Here is a 17,924-nt window from a genome sequence, read left to right on the forward strand (position 1 = left end):
TTTGTTGAATAAATCGAACTTTTGCTGAGTTGAAGGATCAGATCACGCATCTTCCCGACAACGCAGACCGTTCCGTGGCAAAGCAAAAGTTCAAAATCACCAACTGGCCCACCTACAATAAAGCCCTCATCAACCGTGGCTCCATAACTTTCTGGCTGGATGATGAAGCTATTCAGGACTGGTATGAGTCGACAACGCCTTCATCACGGGGAAGACCTCAGCGCTATTCTGATCTCGCCATCACCACCGTTCTGGTCATTAAACGCGTGTTCAGGTTGACCCTGCGGGCTGCACAGGGTTTTATTGATTCCATTTTTACACTGATGAATGTTCCGTTGCGCTGCCCGGATTACACCAGTGTCAGCAAGCGCGCAAAGTCGGTTAATGTCAGTTTCAAAACGTTCACCCGGGGTGAAATCGCGCATCTGGTGATTGATTCCACCGGGCTGAAGGTCTTTGGTGAAGGCGAATGGAAAGTCAAAAAACACGGCAAAGAACGCCGTCGTATATGGCGAAAGTTGCATCTGGCAGTTGACAGCAACACACATGAAATCATCTGTGCAGACCTGTCGCTGAACAATGTGACGGACTCAGAAGCCTTCCCGGGTCTTATCCGGCAGACTCACAGAAAAATCAGGGCAGCATCGGCAGACGGCGCTTACGACACCCGGCTCTGTCACGATGAACTGCGGCGTAAGAAAATCAGCGCGCTTATCCCTCCCCGAAAAGGTGCGGGTTACTGGCCCGGTGAATATGCAGACCGTAACCGTGCAGTGGCTAATCAGCGAATGACCGGGAGTAATGCGCGGTGGAAATGGACAACAGATTACAACCGTCGCTCGATAGCGGAAACGGCGATGTACCGGGTAAAACAGCTGTTCGGGGGTTCACTGACGCTGCGTGACTACGATGGTCAGGTTGCGGAGGCTATGGCCCTGGTACGAGCGCTGAACAAAATGACGAAAGCAGGTATGCCTGAAAGCGTGCGTATTGCCTGAAAACACAACCCGCTACGGGGGAGACTTACCCGAAATCTGATTTATTCAACAAAGCCTTACCGTGGCCACAGGATCGCGAATTAACCAAAGTGTGCCGAACAATACAAGCGTCTCCGGCGCTGGAACATTCAGTTGAGTATTGGGCACAACATTTGGGTATGTCTGCCCGTACCTTTTCGCGCCATTTCAAAAAAGAAACCGGATTACCCTTCAGCGTCTGGAAGCAAAAAATGCGAATTCTGGAGTCCGTACTCATGCTGAAGAAAAATAAAAGCGTAACCGCCGTGGCGCTCGATGTGGGGTATTCAAGCACCGCAGCGTTTAGTTATGCATTCCGCCAGGCGTTTGGCGTTTCACCGTCACATTATTAATTAACGTTCCGACGTTGATGCCAGTAAGCCGCTGCACGCACCAACTGCTGATCGAAAGCCTCAGTAGCAAAGCGGGTGCTCAGGTTTTTCACCACTTTTCCTTCACCAGTTATCCAAATGAAATAATCCTGTGCAGGCACGGTCAGTTGTGAAAGCTGCTCATTCACTGCCTGTTCGTCATGGCCGACAAACCACTGAATTGTAAAACCGTCGAGATGAGCAAAATAGTCCTGATACGCTGTATCGCGTACGCTGACCAGCGCCGTCACGTTTGGACGTACCGCTAAACGACCGATCGCCTCCAGCCGACGACGTAGCGCAGGCATTCCAGATTCATCACACACATAAACCTGGTACGCATAATCCTCTGGCACCACCAGCGAGCCACGTGGTCCGCCAATCGTCAATTTGTCACCTTCACGCGCATTCATCGCCCACGTACACGCCACTCCGCCGTCGTGGATATAAAAATCCAGCGCCAGTTCATGGCGTGCCTGGTCATACAACGGCGTGTAATCACGGGATACCGGACGCACACCCTCTGGCCAGACAATCCCCTCATCCGTCACTACGGGTGGTACAAAGTGACTGCCCGGTTCCGGGAAAAAGACCTTGGTATGGTCGTCAAAACCCTGTGAGCTAAAACCATCCAGAGCATCACCGCCCAATACAATGCGTTGAAAACCTGCGCTGATACGTTCAACGCGCAGGACGGTCAGTTCACGGAAGCGCAGCTCATTGCGAACGCGCTGTGGATAGCGTGAAGTGTTATTTGTCATTTTTTCGCCTTCGTGACAGAGATTAGATATATCTAAACAAATCTCAAATGATAATGATTGCTAATTGAGAATATTGCAAGAACTTTTTTGATAGGGTTAGGATGGACCATCTCAAACGTCATGAGTAAAAATAAAAACATACAAATCAATCAACTAGATTAATATTTACGAGTAGACTTGCAAACATAAAAAATTTAGATATAAATTAGATATATCTAAATAACATCAGGAGATGAATGATGCAGGATCATCATGAAGGTTGCTGCAAACATGCAGAACACCAGCACGAAGGCTGCAGTAAAAGCGAAGGACATCGCCACGAAGATCACCACAGAGAACACCACGAAGGTTGCTGCAAAGGTGAAGAACGTCGTCACGAAGGCTGTGACAAAGAACACCACCATGAGCATGGCTGCGGACACCGACACGGGCGCGGCGGTGGTGGCGGTCGACGTCAGCGCTTCTTCGGCCACGGCGAATTACGTCTGGTGATTCTGGATATTTTGACCCGCGATGCCAGTCACGGTTATGAGCTAATCAAAGCGATTGAAACATTGACTCAGGGTAATTACACCCCAAGCCCGGGCGTGATTTATCCGACACTGGATTTCTTGCAGGATCAGTCGCTTATTGCTATCCGTGACGAGGAAGGTGGACGTAAGCAAATAACAATCACGGAGCAAGGCCTGCAATGGCTGGAAGAGAACCAGGAACATCTGGAACATATCCACGAACGTATTAAAGCACGCAGTGTCGGCTTTGAATTACGCAAGAATCCACAGATGAAAAGAGCACTGGAGAATTTTAAAGCCGTGCTGGATCTGCGGGTCAATCACGGTGACACCAGCGAAGCGCAAATCAAGAAGATCATCGGTATTATCGATCGCGCATCGCTGGACATCACCCAGCTTGATTAAGCAGGCTGCGCGTCTTCTTTACGCACGCGGAACACTTTGATCATCTCTTTTAAGTGTAATGCCTGTTCGTTTAATGACGCCGCTGCCGCAACGGACTCTTCTACCAGACAGGAGTTCTGTTGCGTGGTGGTGTCGATCAGGCCAATCGCACTGTTAATCTGCGAAATACCGTCCGTCTGCTCGCGGCTGGCCTGAGCGATTTCCCGTAATATCACATCCATATCTTCAACGTTAGTGACCATTCCATTGATCAACGCGTTGGCTTTTTCAACCAACGCCAGCCCTTCCCGGGTATGACTGGTGGAGTCTTCAATCAGATTGCGGATCTCGCTGGCAGACGATGCGCTTTTTTGCGCCAGTTGACGCACTTCTCCGGCAACTACCGCAAAACCACGCCCGTGCTCACCAGCGCGCGCTGCTTCGACAGCCGCATTCAGCGCCAAAATATTGGTTTGAAAAGCAATCGAATCTATCAGGTTGATAATTTCTGACATACGGTTAGAGGTTTCATTAATCACGCGTATTTTCTGCGTCACCTGATTCATCATCTCACCGTTGTTTTTCACGACCGTCGCCGCTCCGGTAGACAGCTTCGTCGCTTCATGGGTATGGTCTGCCGTCGTTTTGACCGTCGCAGTAATTTGTTCCATCGACGCTGCGGTCTGTTCTACCGAGCTTGCCTGTTCTTCGGTACGCGCAGCCAAATCCTGATTACCCGCGACAATCTGTGCCGCCGCAGCAGAGATATTCTCGGAGCCGTTTTGCACTTCCTCGACAATCTCTAACAGTCGGGTTTTCATTGCCATCAGCGCTTGCAGCAGCACACCGGTCTCATCCTTTCGTTCCATACTGATGTTGCGAGTGAGATCGCCCTGCGCAATCGCCTCGGCAAACTGTACGGCTTCGTTAAGGGGTCGGGTAATTGAGCGCACAATATACCAACCCATCACACAACCGGCAGCAATGCTTATCAGCGCCAGAGTAATCAACAGTGCGCGATTGGTGTGGAAATCGTATTCCACCTGAGCGCCCGCCTTCTGCATCTTGGCATTTTCAATGGCGATCAATTCCTGCACTTTTGCTTTATAAGCCTGCTGCACATTCACTGTGCGGGTCATCATCTCGTGCATCGCACCAGAGCGATCGTGATTCTGCAGCGCCTGCAGAATGCGGAATCGGGAAGCCACATACTGCTCACGCACATCGCGGATTTCCGCAATAATTTTTTTGGATGCATCATTGAGAGGCGCTGCACTCAGCGCATCCAGCAGAGCAGAAATTTGCTGGCTGATGGTATCGAGCTTTTTCTGGGACGCCTGAGTCCATTTACCTTCCTCATCCAATAACATCAATTGTTGAGTACTGACAATCTCCTGAAAATTATCAATGAGCAGATTGGCTTTTACCGTAATCGGATAGTCAGTGGTAATGATGTTCTGCATCCCACTGTTACTACGATCCAGACTCAACAGCGAAAGGCCCGAACTCACCATCATCAGTACAACAAACAAACCAAACGCGATAAATAATTTCGAGCGAATCTTTACGTTATGCAAGAACATATTTTCTCCCTGGAGACAGTTTTCTTCAGACAGACATCCTTATCGGTCATCACTCACATAACTTTAGTAAGCGTGCAGCGAGAACCGTATTGACGGGGATGTGTTATTCAGTTGGCAGTGCTACGCGCCAGGGGAGTAGTTCGCTGACCCGGTTTATCGGCCAGTCAGCAATGACGTCAAGGACATAACGGAGGTAGCTTTCTGGCTCCACTCCGTTCAGTTTGCATGTCCCGATCAGGCTGTACAGCAGCGCTCCCCGCTCTCCTCCATGATCCGAACCGAAGAACAGGTAGTTTTTGCGGCCCAGGCTGACCATCCGTAGCGCATTCTCAGCTATGTTGTTATCTGCCTCGGCCCAGCCGTCGTCAGTATAGTAAGCCAGCGCCGGCCACTGGTTCAGTACGTACGTTAACGCTTTCGCCAGTTCTGAGTGTCGCGACAGCGTTTTCACCTTTTCACGCAGCCAGCTTTCCAGGGATTTCAGCCGCGGTTTAGCTTTTTGCTGACGTTCTGCAAGGCGTCGCTTCGCCGGCATCCCCCTTATTTCCGCCTCGATGGCATATAACTCACCGATCCGTTTCAGGGCTTCCTCCGTCAGCGCTGACGGGGTGCGAACGTGCACATCGTGGATCTTGCGGCGGGCATGAGCCCAGCAGGCAGCTTCCGTTATCTGTCCATTGCGGTACAGTTCGTTGAACCCGGCGTACGCATCCGCCTGCAGAACACCGCTGAAGCCAGCGAGATGGCTCTGCGGGTGGATACCTTTTCTGTCCGGGCTGTAAGCGAACCACACTGCCGGCGCCAGCTCTGACCCGGCGTTACGGTCGTCACGAACGTAGGTCCATAACCGCCCGGTCTTCGTTTTCTTATTACCTGGCAACAGCACCGGGACAGGCGTGTCATCAGCATGGAGCTTACCGTCAGTCAGCACATAGTCCTGAAGCGCCCCTTCCAGCGGTGACAGTAGCCGGCAACACGCATCCACCCAGCCCGACAGCAGTGAGCGGCTCAGCTCCACACCCTGGCGGCCGTATATTTCAGACTGGCGGTACAGCGGGGTGTGCTCTGCATACTTTGAACTCAGCACGCGGGCCAGCAGCCCCGGTCCTGCGATACCCCGCTCGATGGGCCGTGAAGGCGCGGGGGCCTGCACGATGGCATCGCACTGAGTACAGGCATGCTTTTCACGTACTGTCCGGATAACCCGGAAGGCGCTGCGCATCAGCTCCAGCTGTTCGGCGGCATCTTCACCCAGGTAACTCAGCGCACCACCACATTCCGGGCAGCATGACGCTGCCGGCAGCAGCCGTTTTTCGTCACGGGGAAGTGATTCAGGGAACGGTTTGCGGGTACGGGTCTGCCGCAGCGGGCGCTGCACGGCCGGGTCATCCACCCGGCCGGTAAGGGTATCGCTTTCTTTCTGCAACTGCTTAAGGTCGGCTTCCATCTGCGCGATACGGCGGGAGACTTTTTCGGAGCGGCTGCCGAAGTTCATCCGGCGCAGCTTATCCAGTTGCGCCTGCAGGTGATCTATTTCGCGTTCACGCTCGTTCAGTTTTTCCAGAAGGGCACGGTTCAGCGCCTCCTGTTCGGCAACCTGAGCGGCAGTGACCTGCGGCATGCCCGCAGGGTGATGTAACCCGCTGACAACGGGGATTGAGGCGAGATCACTAAGCCGAGATGATCCTCAAGGTTAAGTACTGAAAGGCTGAAGAACATGAACCCGTTAATCCGCCTCTGTGGGTTGAAAACGTCACCACGGCCTACGTGATCTGACAGGCCGTGCAGGAGGAACTGGCAGTGATACGTAAGCACTGCCGGTCGAAGGTGTTTTGACATGTATGCGAAACACCGGGGCAGCAGCGTCTATCACGCTTGCGTTGCTGACTTCTGCCAACTTGCGGCAAGCAAGGATAAAGAGTGCGACGGGCAGCCTCCTCAGTATGCCTGAGTCCAGGCAGGTAAACCGGGGAAGGTCAGCGACGGATGTTAAGGGGGCATGGCTCCGATGACGCGCTGGCTGGCGGAGCTTCCGTAGTAGTCCGCGATGGGGAAAGCCCATTACATGGCGAAGGGAAGCAGTTTGAATGTGTTTGCGACGTGAATTAACTGACCTAACGAGGTGAAGACCTTTGATAATCAGCGAAATGCAACGCAAGCTTGCCACATGGGCAGCCACCGATCCGTCCCTACGGATTCAACGGCTGCTGCGTCTGATAACACAACCAGAATGGCTGGCTGAAGCGGCGCGGATCACGCTTTCATCAAAGGGGGCCCATACCCCCGGCGTTGATGGCGTGAATAAAACAATGCTACAGGCCAGACTGGCTGTTGAGCTGCAAATCCTCAGGGATGAATTACTCTCAGGCCACTACCAGCCCTTGCCCGCCAGACGGGTTTACATCCCTAAAAGCAACGGCAAACTGCGACCACTGGGTATCCCCGCGTTGCGGGATCGTATTGTTCAGCGGGCCATGCTGATGGCGATGGAGCCGATATGGGAGAGTGATTTTCATACGCTCTCATATGGCTTCCGGCCTGAGCGCAGTGTCCACCACGCGATCCGCACGGTGAAATTACAGCTCACAGACTGTGGTGAAACCCGGGGACGCTGGGTGATTGAAGGCGACCTGTCCAGTTACTTCGACACCGTACATCATCGACTGCTGATGAAGGCTGTACGCCGCAGGATCAGTGACGCACGTTTCATGACTCTGCTGTGGAAAACCATCAAGGCGGGACATATCGATGTCGGTCTCTTTCGGGCGGCCAGTGAAGGTGTACCACAGGGCGGTGTTATATCGCCGCTATTATCGAACATCATGCTGAATGAGTTCGATCAATACCTGCATGAGCGCTACCTGAGCGGGAAAGCCAGAAAAGATCGGTGGTACTGGAATAACAGTATCCAACGGGGCCGAAGTACGGCGGTCAGAGAAAACTGGCAGTGGAAACCCGCGGTGGCGTACTGCCGCTATGCCGATGATTTTGTCCTCATCGTCAAAGGCACCAAAGCACAGGCGGAAGCCATCAGGGAGGAGTGTCGGGGTGTGCTCGAAGGCAGTCTGAAACTCAGGCTGAACATGGATAAGACTAAAATCACCCATGTTAATGACGGCTTTATCTTTCTGGGGCACAGGATCATTCGCAAACGCAGTCGTTATGGCGAGATGCGAGTGGTCTCAACGATCCCGCAGGAGAAAGCCAGAAACTTCGCCGCATCGCTGACAGCACTGTTATCAGGCAACTACAGTGAAAGCAAAGTCGATATGGCTGAACAACTCAACCGAAAACTGAAAGGCTGGGCCATGTTCTATAAGTTCGTTGATTTTAAGGCCAAAGTCTTCAGTTATATCGACCGTGTCGTGTTCTGGAAGCTGGCTCACTGGCTGGCCCGCAAATACCGTACAGGTATCGCTTCCCTGATGAGGTGGTGGTGTAAATCACCGAAACCGGGTCAGAGCAAAACGTGGGTTTTATTTGGTAAAACCAATCACGGCAAGCTCAGCGGCGAAATACTGTACCGGTTGGTGGGGCAAGGCAAGAAGCTGTTCCGCTGGCGGCTACCCGAAGGTAATCCCTATCTGAGGACGGAGACCAGAAACACGTATACATCGCGCTTTACAGAAGTGGCAATGGCGTTCGCCAGCATTTAAATGGAGAGCCGGATGCGCTGAAAGGTGCACGTCCGGTTCGGGGAGGAGAGGCAGGGAAATAGTCCGACTACGCCCTGCCTCTTACTCTACTCAGGACCCACGAAGGCTGGCTGTATCTTGCCGTGGTGGTTGATCTGTTCTCACGCAAAATTATCGGCTGGTCCATGCAATCCCGGATGACAAAGGACATTGTCCTGAACGCTCTGCTAATGGCTGTATGGCGGCGTAATCCCCAAAAACAGGTGCTGGTTCATTCGGATCAGGGCAGTCAGTACACAAGCCATGAGTGGCAGTCGTTCCTGAAATCACACGGTCTGGAGGGCAGCATGAGCCGTCGCGGTAACTGCCATGATAATGCGGTTGCAGAAAGCTTTTTCCAGTTGCTGAAACGCGAACGGATAAAGAAAAAAATCTACGGAACGCGGGAAGAAGCCCGCAGCGATATTTTTGATTACATCGAAATGTTTTATAACAGTAAGCGTCGGCATGGTTCCGGCGATCAGATGTCACCGACAGAATATGAAAACCAGTATTATCAACGGCTCGGAAGTGTCTAGATTATCCGTGGCGATTCAGTTGACGATTTCATGCACTCATATGTTCAAAAAATAGCGCCACTGAAGGATGACTTTCACAGCCAACTACTCGTTAGCAGCAGAACGCAACAAGCAGCGCTGACTGTGCACTGACTGCGGTAGTACACTTTCCGAAATTTTTTTACTCAAGTGACCAAGCCACAGGCCGATAACACCTAAAGTTATATTTCACATGATTATCAATATGATAATTTTTCAGGGACAAGACAGCCCTGGTTTAACGGAACTTAAACATCTCTCTATGAATGAAGATCTTATGTCAGCGCACAGTAACAATTCAGCACCGTTTAGACAGCCGTTATCTCCACAAGATGACGACGAAAATGGAAAAAAAAATATACCGACAGACCCGAGATTTACTCTAGATAAAGATGTCATCTTATCCCAGACCACCCGCTCCTCTCTTGATGAATGCATGGCTCGTCTGCGTTTTCATACAACGATCTACCAGGAATGGAATTTTTCAGTCGTTGATCCTATGGGGTCGACGGCGATACTAAATTTTTATGGCCCTCCCGGCACCGGGAAAACACTTTGCGCCGAGGCACTGGCTGGACAGTTACGAATGCCCTTTATTGCTCTTGGTATTGCAGAACTGGAAAGCAAGTTTATGGGAGAAACGGCTAAAAATATCCAGGCTGCTTTTGCGCAGGCTAAGGAAACCGGAGCGCTGCTCTTTTTCGATGAAGCCGACACGTTACTGGGGAAACGACTCTCCTCTGTCACACAAGGCGTTGATAATGAAGTTAATGCGATGCGCTCTACGTTACTGATCGAGCTGGAGCGTTTTGACGGCATTGTAGTTTTCGCGACTAATTTCGCACGTAACTATGATGAGGCGTTCCGCAGCCGTATTGGCTATCACGTTGAATTTACGCTTCCTGATCTTACAGCCCGTTACCATCTCTGGAACAAATTCGTGGTTGCTGAAATTCCACTCGCAGAAGAAAGAGAAACTCTTCTCACCGCCGCAAGCGAACTATCCGAAGGACTGGCAGGACGAGAGATCCGTACCTGTATGCGTCTGGCACTGCCTAAAGTGCTGCTGGAAGCAGAACGCACCGGAGAGACTGCACAACTTAACATCGCTCATTTACGGAGTGCGATAGAACAAGTTTTGGCCTCCCACCAAGCGATAGCCAATCATTCGGGACGTACAGCCAGTGAAGTCAACACAGCAAAAAAATTATTAGGTATCCAATAAAAACAACAGGAGAAGATTATGGGTTTCTGGTCAAGTGTCGGCAGTTTTTGCAGCAGCGTAGCAAGTGGATTGGCAAGCACTGCCAGCCGGGTATGGAATGGTATTAAAGAAACCGCAGCTAAAACCGTTTCCTGGATGGCAGAGAAAGCTGAGACCTTTGTGGGAAGTGTAAAGAGCATCTGGGAAAAGGTGAAGCCATTTATCAGTAATGTTATTCGCCCTATCGTGCAAAACGCAGCAAAATTAGCTGAAAAGATGTTGCCACAATTCCCGTGGGTGGGTGGCGCTTTGAAAGCGCTGGATAAAGCGTTGGGGCTGTTGGTCGAATGGGATAAGAGTGATCTGGCGAAACGTATTGGCAAGGCCATTGAGTGGGCAATTAATAAAGCCAAACAACTTAAAGATTTGTTTCTTACACCTGAAGAAATGGATGAGGCCAGTGAGCATGAGCAAGCTTTACGCGAAGCGCGTAACCAGATGCGCGGGGAAGCAGCGAGTGCTGTTGATCTGGCGAGCCTGATTACCTTATATGCCCAACTCTCAACGCGTATTAAGGACGTCCTGGATAACATTCAGATCAACGATTTCGAACATTATCTGCGGTTACGCGCTTCGCAGAAGTTACTGAAAGATACTGAGCAGCATCTTACGCGTGCGCAGGACATTGATACGATAACCGATGACGACCTGTTTCTTATTGAAACTGGCAACGAATTGCTAAAACCTAACCCTCAGTTGAGCGATGAGGCAACGCAACGCCTGGATCGTGTTGTGATGGCGCGTTTTGGCAAGAAACTTATCCCCTTCGTGTTCGAAGAAATGATAATGGCCTGGGGGTATAACCTGCAGGATATGGAAAATGAATGGAAATCGCTGAATGACGGTCTGTCGAAAGAACAAGTACTTCTGCGACGTCTACAGATTGGCCAGCGCCTTGGTGATCTTCAGGAAGATGAAGTACCAATGCTCAACGACCTGGAAGCTCGTTTACCAGTGCAACAGGCTGAGATGGAAACAAAACGCAAACGAACCAATGAAATGCGTAATTATGTTTTTGCAGCAGAAGGATTTCTGCAAATGCTAGAAAAAGAGCCTGAAGAATTTGCTGACCAAGAATATTTGATGGAAGACAGCAGCACGGTTGGGATGATTATTATTGAGTGTGCTCAGTTTGGTAAGCGTTGGGAAGAACTTAATACCGAGCAACAAAGCTTAATTATCGATTTTGCCAATATCTTTGAAAAAGCCAGCCGCGCACGTGCAAGCAAGCTTGTCGAGGTGGCAGCATGACGTTTCATGAATTTTTTGCCTTTATATTGCCGGAATTCGACGTCATTCAGATGCTGTTTGGCGGCACAATGCTTTTTTTGGTTTTACTGACGATTGGTTTATTGCTCTGGCAGGCAAATCAGCGCTTTTGGGACAGAAAATGGCAAGGTGATGCACTGAATAATGGGGCAGACCATCTCGATGTTGATCATGGTTCAGTCAACGAAATCAGCGCAGCAGTTGCCAGTCCAGCAGAAAAAATGGCCGATATCATGCCGGGCATTTTGTTAATTTTAGGGTTGCTAGGCACTTTCCTCGGTCTGGGAATTGCCCTTAATAAAGCATCGGATATTTTGATTGATGCTAACTCCGCAGGCATGGATAACGCCATGTCGAATCTGATGGGGATGATGGAAGGGCTGGGGACGAAATTTAAAACGTCGACATGGGGGATCATGGCGTATCTGATCCTTAAAGCCTGTGCTGCTGGGTTAGGATATGACGAGAAGCGTTTACGCTGGTGCGCACAGCAGATGAAGCAAGTGTTCGACCAGTCACGAGAGCAAAAGCGCGCTGAACATAAAGAGACCCGGTTACAGTATCTGGCAGCATTACAGGGTTTGAACGACAGAATGCAGGTGGAAAGTGAAGCCACACGGCAGTTGCTGAGCAAGTTCTCTTCAGGTATGGAGTCGTTTTTACAGCCCCTGATTGAGCAGGGCCATGCTGCCGCACAACAACGCAAAATACAGGAAACATATCTGGAACAATTGACAGATATATCCCGTAGTACTCAGCAGCAACATATCGATGGATTGCAGCACGTATGCAACAGTATTCACGAGGAAAGCGAAAATTCCCGGCAAGTTAACCATTCACACCATGCCGAGGTAGCCGCGATATATATGAGGATCGCCGGTCAGGGTGATAACGCTGAACAACAGCGTATTAACCAAAATGAGCAATTGGTAAAACTGCAAGACCTCTTGCGTGAAATTCAAAACAATATCGTTAAGGGTACCAAAGATCAGTCTGTGCAAGGGCAACAACAGATAACAGAGTTAACGACGACCCGAGAATCGTTACAGCACTTCATTAATACCAACAGTAGTAACCTGTCTGCCATTCAACATTCAGCCGAAAAAATGTCATCGGCAGCACAAGAAATGGGGAATTCCGCCGGTGATTTGCAACAGGTTATCGGTGATTTCCGTACAGGCATTACCGATATGTTAGGTACGGTTAAAACCGATCTTGGTTCCACCATCTCCCAAATGGGCGAAAGTTTTAGCCAGAATATGGAATCGATATCCACCAGTATGGCAAATGCAACAGATGGCATTTCCAGTGCAGTTACCGACCTTTCTCAAAACGTTGGCACCACAATGAGTGAAGTTCGAATTTCCATCGATCAATCGATGAAAACTCAGCGTGATGCGCAGCGTGAATTTATGATCACCAGTGAAACTTTAAATGAAAAAGTGATCGCTATGACAAAACTGGTTGATGATTTGCGTGAGCAAATAGTTAACGGACTAACAGCGGTATCCAGCAGCAATCGGCAAGTAGCCAGCCTGAACAACCGTTATGCGGAGATGACGACATCAGGTGAAAGAAATGCAGATGCGATTGAAACGCTGGTGAATCAACTCCAGCTCATGCAGAAAGAGAGCCCTCTTCAGCCGGGAATGGACAGGGTCACTGCAGGTGTCGGTAAACTGGTGCACAGCATTGAATCATTACGTGATGAAATGCTGAGTAATACTGATGCCTCTGCTGCACTTTCTTCGCTCGATGACAGATTGATCCGTTCTCTGGAAGAGCTGGGAGGGATTCGTAAAATGCTGTCACCGCCAGAACGGAACCACCTGGTTCAGCAAATTGAAAAAAGCCTGACGCCACTTGCCAATACATTACAACATATCGACCAAACGTTATCGACCATGAACATCGTTAATGATGCAGTCTGAGGTGCTCACTCATGAAAGATAAACCTAATGAGTGGGTCTCGATCTCCGACCTGATGTCGGGAGTAATGGCTGTAGTTATGTTACTGCTGGTGATGTCTGTACTACAGAAAACATGGTCAGATATTAAGCATAAGCAGGAAATGGAACAGGGAGTCAATGCCCAGCGAGCCCGAGTAGGGGAAATGTTGGGAAGTATTAAAACCACACTTGATGGAACGGCAAATGAGGGCTTAGTTGCGCTGGATGTCAACTCGCAAAAAATTACGTTGCGTGATGGAGTTTTCAATCGCGGCAGCGCCTGCATTGCATCTCAGGCAAGCCAGGCATTGGCGACGATTGAAACGCAGGTCGTCAGATTTCTTACCGAATTTAGAAGCGGACAAGTTTATATTGAAGGGTATACGGATAATCTTCCAGTTACCCGTCCGGTGACTAACTTTGAAAGTTTCTGCACTGTCTATGACGATAATTTTACCTTATCGGCAGCGCGTGCAAGAGAGGCGCGTAAATTTATAGTTGGCGATCTTGCTCAGGCTTTTGCACGCCGAGTGATTGTTGCCGGATATGGTGACTCGCAGCCTATTCCCGGTGTTGCACCGGAAGATGCTCGTCAGCGTCGCATTGAAGTTCGGTTCGTGTTGCCAGAAAAGTAGTATTACCTAGCGTGATATTAATCGGAGTGTCTACGTGCTAAAGGCGAGAGCCTGTGCCGCCTTCAATGTACTGCCATTTATTAGACGTGACCGCTCAGGCGGTCACCGAAATAAAGAAGAAAGTCTCGTATAGCCCTCCGCCAGTATCTCTGCGGCATCGCAATTTTTTGATGCCGCAGAGAACACCAGCCACACAACGTTCTTACCTGGTAGCCTTGTCCAGATAAATGCTACTTCCGCCCAAACAGGTTCACAACGTTATTTTCCTGCTGCCGCTGATAGTTGTTGACCCTGTCTTCCCAGATCTCAAGCGCCCTACGCTTTTCAGTCAGGTAGTCATAACGATCATAGTGTTTAGAGCTGACGTCATTCAAAGCGTGATTCTGGATACGGTCGCGGATCTCTTTGCTGATCCCCGCCTCCCCCATCAGCGTTTTACAAGTGCGACGTAAATCTCGCGCTGTGAAAACTTTAAACTCAGGATTAAAAGCCCGGAAATACATGATGGAACGCGCCAGGCTATCAGTGCGTACCGGTCGCTCACCGTTGGTTGATAGCGGGAAGATATAGGGACTGTTGCTTTCCTTAGTCAGTTCTTTCACTGAGGCTAATTCCTGTAGTGCCGATTCAGCCAGCGGGATCAGATGCTCACGCTTGTTTTTCGATACATCGGCTATGACCAGCAATGTCTTTTGCTGCCAGTCAATTGCACTCCACTGGCTGGCAATCATTTCAAACGGACGCTGCCCACCAGCATAAACACAGAAGCGAATCAGATGCTGCATCAGCGGCCCAACGTTAGTTGCCTGAGCGAACTGCTCCATGACAAAACGTAGCTCCTCCAGCGTTAACCATGTATCACCCACTTTCTCCGCCGAGGACTGCTTTGGTATGGCCGATACCGGATTAACTTCAAGGCCGAACGTAATACCCACGCTGGTATTCATCGGATCGTTATCGGCTTTAAGACCGTAGTTAAAAGCCGCCATCAGGTAGGAACGAATTCGATTCGCATGGACCACTGCATCACGCTGGATGATGCCAGATAAGATCGTTTTGATCTGTAATGGCGTGACATCTTTCGCTTTGGTTTCTCGAGGGATAACCGTGTAGCACTCTTTTTCAAGACGCTTCAGAACATCAGCCCAGGTCCGCTTATTGTCGAGCTTCATCTTGTTAACGTAGCCATGTACCAGCTCTTTAAACGATCCCTGCGAGCGATGAAGTTGCATGATGTGCTGTTCGGCCAGGCGCTGTTGCTCAAGCTCTTGCTGGGGCTCTTTTCCTTCAACAAGCCAGGCACCATACTTTTTCGCCAGCTCATTGGCCGTCACCAGTTTCATCTCAGGCCAGATGCCCAACTGGATGAACTTCTCTTTCTTCCCTTTCTCAACGTAGTAAAGGAAATAAAAAACCTTGCTGCCTGAAGGCTGAACCTTAACGCCAAGCCTGCCAGTACCACGCTGAGCACTGTTGCTCCACACGTAGTACGACGTACTTTTTGTCTTCAATCCACGTATAGCAGTCTCGGTAAGATTAGCGGCCATGAGGTTACCTTTATGAGGATAAGCGTTACCTGACCCAATGCCCATTTTGGGTCAGGTAATGGGTCAGGTAAGGATAGTACAATGGGGAAATGAGAGAACCAATCAGAAACAAAAACAACTTCATAACTGATTGATTATAGACAATTAGAAACACAAACAGAGACAATGGCGAACAATTAAAAACATGCCAATTTTATGACTCATAATCGCTTGGTCGCTGGTTCAAGTCCAGCAGGGGCCACCAAATTTTAGCTTTATAATCATATAATTAAGCCACTCTAGTGAGTGGCTTTTTTGTTGTGGGAATTGCGAGTGTCCCCTTTTTGTCCCCTGGATTTTTTTCTCAAGCATTCGCCAGGCTGCATCCTGCATAGCATTGTATGATTTTTTTATTACCCGCCTCTGATTTTTGCCGCCCCGTATGAAAGCACATAGCCAACTATCAATGCCCCAAAACACCCGGCGAATTTCATCCATGTACTTTCAAACCAGAAGAATGACCCCATAGCAAAAATCACAGCCAGAGAGGTGATGGTTCCCTCAATTGCGTGGGACATTAACGATTTTACAAATTTCATTCTGTATTCCTTTGCAATCCATAGGATGTCCTTCAATGAACACGAGGTAAGGCTCTAACTGCTGTTCAACGAGAAAGTAGACCATATCCAGATTCTCTTTTGACACCCTGGCGTATGTAGAGGGATATTTGGCTTTCATCCGTCTTGACGCTCTGGCTGATTCTTCAATAATCCCCTGAAACATCACGACGTTTAACGCGGCTGAAGCACTGAACCGGATAAAATGTTTGTACGCCTGATCAATCGCCAGGCGATTCAACATCAGACTTGCGGTTGTCTGAGCCAGTACAATTTGCCCACCTGTTCGCCCACCAATGCTTCCGGCTCCGTAACCCAATTTATTGTTTACGGCCTCTTTACCTTCATCATTGAGTTTCTGATAGAACGAGGTGAAAACGATAGTAATCAGCCTTCGCAAAGGTGACTCAGCATTACCCAAGCTCTTGAGCATATAGAAAAAACGCTACGTCTCAACCTGGTTTCTTTGTTTGGCGCTTTCCCCGGCAAGTCCGCTTCCCTCCCAGCTTCTTACAACCCCCATGTAAGCTGTATTTGGTATAGAGGAGATCCCATCGAGAATCCCTAATGCAACCGGTTTAGCGTCCATATCTCATCCCTATTGCTCTGAACTCGAACAAAGAATAACCAGTCATTAGCAACGTATCCAAGAATTTTTTTCAGTTTCAGACTCCAACACAATATCACGCCAGCCCGCACCACGATTGGCATCGCGCATTTTTGTATATGGTTTGCTTAAACGCCGCCAGCACTGACACGGTCTGGCGATATGTTTTGAAGAAAAAAATGAAAAATGCTTAGGCTCCAAAACCTTAGGCGGGTGCGAATCATGTTGCGCAGCGCATGAGCGAGTTGCTGAGAGATGCGAGAGCATTTATAAGCAACCAATTACTCCACACGTTAAAGATTTTCGACTTAATGCCGTTTTATAACGTATCACACAACATTGAGGCTAAACATGATCGGTAATTTATTGGGCAATAAGGATTTTACACGTTACGTTGTCTACGCAACTCTCTTTGCTGTAGCCCTGAATAGGGCGCATGGTTTGTCGAATTTATTACGATTTGCATTACGCTATTTTGGTGTAGGGTATACAGACTCAAAAATGAAACACATGGATAATAAATGGTTTGATATTCAATTATTTAAAATCATAAATGGCATCAACATCTCAAATATTAATGATATCCGTTTAATCCAGCTTGGACTGAATGAAGGAAAATTAAAACCATCATCTTTCCTCCTTACTAGCTCCTGGGGCGATATCACCAAAAAAATTCCTACCAGGAAAAAAATAACATCAATTATTCTCGGCACGATGTTAATTTTGACAGGTTCTTTTTTTTGGTATACGCAAAACTCTATAGCGTATGGTTTTGCTAAAATTGATTTTGGAACATTTACTTATTATTTATCCAAAGATACATTAATAATTACATCGCAATCTGGTACTATTAACAATGCAACAATCCATAGCAAAGAAGATTGTATAAACTCCCGTAAGCTAATACCTAATGACTCAGTTTTTGCTCTGGCATGCAATAAGCTGTTGAATAACAGCCAATCTTATCAACGGTGGCTTGAACAAGAAATAGCCACAATAAACACATCTAAAAAGTATTTACTTGCTTTGGCATATATATACCTGACTATCGGTGTAGTATGGTTGTTTTCACTGTGGCAATTTATTCGTGCTAATTTACAGGTTGTAAACTACAAGCGTTCTTTGGAAAATAAAAATGAAATTAAAAATAATAAAGAAGAACGAATATCAATGTAGCCAATCTGAGTTTAAAAAAAACA

General features: G+C 48.8%; 13 protein-coding genes and 2 pseudogenes. 10 read left to right on the forward strand and 5 right to left on the reverse strand.

Annotation, left to right across the window (positions count from 1 at the left end; all coding sequences use genetic code 11):
* The first annotated feature begins 29 nt into the window (after positions 1-29).
* Together LCD46_19515 and LCD46_19520 are read left to right on the forward strand one after the other, a co-directional pair.
* A complete protein-coding gene (locus tag LCD46_19515; protein UOY70203.1) occupies positions 30-998 on the forward strand; it encodes an IS5 family transposase in 969 nt (322 codons plus the stop codon).
* A gap of 25 nt (positions 999-1,023) precedes the next feature.
* Positions 1,024-1,369 (forward strand): annotated as a pseudogene (locus tag LCD46_19520) (AraC family transcriptional regulator).
* Here the strand turns inward: LCD46_19520 and LCD46_19525 are convergent.
* Positions 1,366-2,148: a siderophore-interacting protein gene (locus tag LCD46_19525; GenBank protein ID UOY70204.1), complete on the reverse strand. Its 783-nt coding sequence runs from the start codon at positions 2,146-2,148 to the stop codon at positions 1,366-1,368. The pseudogene LCD46_19520 and the gene LCD46_19525 overlap by 4 nt on opposite strands.
* Before the next feature lie 239 nt (positions 2,149-2,387).
* Between LCD46_19525 and LCD46_19530 the strand changes: the two genes are divergently transcribed.
* On the forward strand, positions 2,388-3,065 hold the full coding sequence (locus tag LCD46_19530) for a PadR family transcriptional regulator (protein ID UOY73006.1): 678 nt from the start codon (positions 2,388-2,390) through the stop codon (positions 3,063-3,065).
* Here the strand turns inward: LCD46_19530 and LCD46_19535 are convergent.
* Both LCD46_19535 and LCD46_19540 read right to left on the reverse strand, forming a co-directional pair.
* Positions 3,062-4,627 carry a methyl-accepting chemotaxis protein gene (locus LCD46_19535; protein UOY70205.1) on the reverse strand — a complete coding sequence of 522 codons (1,566 nt, stop codon included), beginning with the start codon at positions 4,625-4,627 and terminating at the stop codon, positions 3,062-3,064. The two genes, LCD46_19530 and LCD46_19535, sit on opposite strands and share 4 nt — an antisense overlap.
* A 103-nt stretch (positions 4,628-4,730) precedes the next feature.
* On the reverse strand, positions 4,731-6,248 hold the full coding sequence (locus LCD46_19540; GenBank protein ID UOY70206.1) for an IS66-like element ISKpn24 family transposase: 1,518 nt from the start codon (positions 6,246-6,248) through the stop codon (positions 4,731-4,733).
* A gap of 526 nt (positions 6,249-6,774) precedes the next feature.
* Between LCD46_19540 and ltrA the strand changes: the two genes are divergently transcribed.
* The 6 genes and pseudogenes from ltrA (at position 6,775) to LCD46_19570 (ending at position 13,975) form a co-directional block, all read left to right on the forward strand.
* Positions 6,775-8,283 carry a group II intron reverse transcriptase/maturase gene (gene ltrA, locus LCD46_19545; protein UOY73007.1) on the forward strand — a complete coding sequence of 503 codons (1,509 nt, stop codon included), beginning with the start codon at positions 6,775-6,777 and terminating at the stop codon, positions 8,281-8,283.
* An 80-nt stretch (positions 8,284-8,363) separates the two neighbouring features.
* Positions 8,364-8,840, forward strand: a pseudogene (locus LCD46_19550) (IS3 family transposase).
* Between the two features lie 211 nt (positions 8,841-9,051).
* Positions 9,052-10,083 carry an ATP-binding protein gene (locus LCD46_19555; GenBank protein UOY70207.1) on the forward strand — a complete coding sequence of 344 codons (1,032 nt, stop codon included), beginning with the start codon at positions 9,052-9,054 and terminating at the stop codon, positions 10,081-10,083.
* An 18-nt stretch (positions 10,084-10,101) separates the two neighbouring features.
* On the forward strand, positions 10,102-11,373 hold the full coding sequence (locus LCD46_19560) for a hypothetical protein (protein ID UOY70208.1): 1,272 nt from the start codon (positions 10,102-10,104) through the stop codon (positions 11,371-11,373).
* On the forward strand, positions 11,370-13,322 hold the full coding sequence (locus tag LCD46_19565) for a hypothetical protein (GenBank protein UOY70209.1): 1,953 nt from the start codon (positions 11,370-11,372) through the stop codon (positions 13,320-13,322). Before LCD46_19560 ends, LCD46_19565 begins: the two co-directional genes overlap by 4 nt.
* An 11-nt stretch (positions 13,323-13,333) precedes the next feature.
* Positions 13,334-13,975, forward strand: a complete 642-nt coding sequence (locus LCD46_19570) for an OmpA family protein (GenBank protein ID UOY70210.1) — start codon at positions 13,334-13,336, stop codon at positions 13,973-13,975.
* Positions 13,976-14,205: 230 nt separating this feature from the next.
* On the opposite strand, the gene LCD46_19575 is transcribed toward LCD46_19570, so the two are convergent.
* Together LCD46_19575 and LCD46_19580 are read right to left on the reverse strand one after the other, a co-directional pair.
* Entirely contained in the window at positions 14,206-15,522 is a 1,317-nt protein-coding gene (locus tag LCD46_19575; protein ID UOY70211.1) for an integrase arm-type DNA-binding domain-containing protein, read from the reverse strand.
* Between the two features lie 540 nt (positions 15,523-16,062).
* Positions 16,063-16,551, reverse strand: coding sequence for a hypothetical protein (locus LCD46_19580; GenBank protein ID UOY70212.1), 489 nt, complete (start codon positions 16,549-16,551; stop codon positions 16,063-16,065).
* A 525-nt stretch (positions 16,552-17,076) separates the two neighbouring features.
* Between LCD46_19580 and LCD46_19585 the strand changes: the two genes are divergently transcribed.
* Positions 17,077-17,901 carry a hypothetical protein gene (locus tag LCD46_19585; protein UOY70213.1) on the forward strand — a complete coding sequence of 275 codons (825 nt, stop codon included), beginning with the start codon at positions 17,077-17,079 and terminating at the stop codon, positions 17,899-17,901.
* Positions 17,902-17,924: the final 23 nt, after the last annotated feature.

It is taken from the genome of Enterobacter ludwigii (assembly GCA_023023105.1).
GTDB lineage: Bacteria > Pseudomonadota > Gammaproteobacteria > Enterobacterales > Enterobacteriaceae > Enterobacter > Enterobacter adelaidei.

Coding starts and splice junctions, on each gene's coding strand:
- LCD46_19575 (UOY70211.1), bottom strand. CDS start 15,522: ATGGCCGCTAATCTTACCGAGACTGCTATACGTGGATTGAAGACAAAA.
- LCD46_19525 (UOY70204.1), bottom strand. CDS start 2,148: ATGACAAATAACACTTCACGCTATCCACAGCGCGTTCGCAATGAGCTG.
- LCD46_19530 (UOY73006.1), top strand. CDS start 2,388: ATGCAGGATCATCATGAAGGTTGCTGCAAACATGCAGAACACCAGCAC.
- LCD46_19560 (UOY70208.1), top strand. CDS start 10,102: ATGGGTTTCTGGTCAAGTGTCGGCAGTTTTTGCAGCAGCGTAGCAAGT.
- ltrA (UOY73007.1), top strand. CDS start 6,775: ATGCAACGCAAGCTTGCCACATGGGCAGCCACCGATCCGTCCCTACGG.
- LCD46_19580 (UOY70212.1), bottom strand. CDS start 16,551: ATGCTCAAGAGCTTGGGTAATGCTGAGTCACCTTTGCGAAGGCTGATT.
- LCD46_19535 (UOY70205.1), bottom strand. CDS start 4,627: ATGTTCTTGCATAACGTAAAGATTCGCTCGAAATTATTTATCGCGTTT.
- LCD46_19570 (UOY70210.1), top strand. CDS start 13,334: ATGAAAGATAAACCTAATGAGTGGGTCTCGATCTCCGACCTGATGTCG.
- LCD46_19540 (UOY70206.1), bottom strand. CDS start 6,248: ATGCCGCAGGTCACTGCCGCTCAGGTTGCCGAACAGGAGGCGCTGAAC.
- LCD46_19555 (UOY70207.1), top strand. CDS start 9,052: ATGATTATCAATATGATAATTTTTCAGGGACAAGACAGCCCTGGTTTA.
- LCD46_19565 (UOY70209.1), top strand. CDS start 11,370: ATGACGTTTCATGAATTTTTTGCCTTTATATTGCCGGAATTCGACGTC.
- LCD46_19585 (UOY70213.1), top strand. CDS start 17,077: ATGATCGGTAATTTATTGGGCAATAAGGATTTTACACGTTACGTTGTC.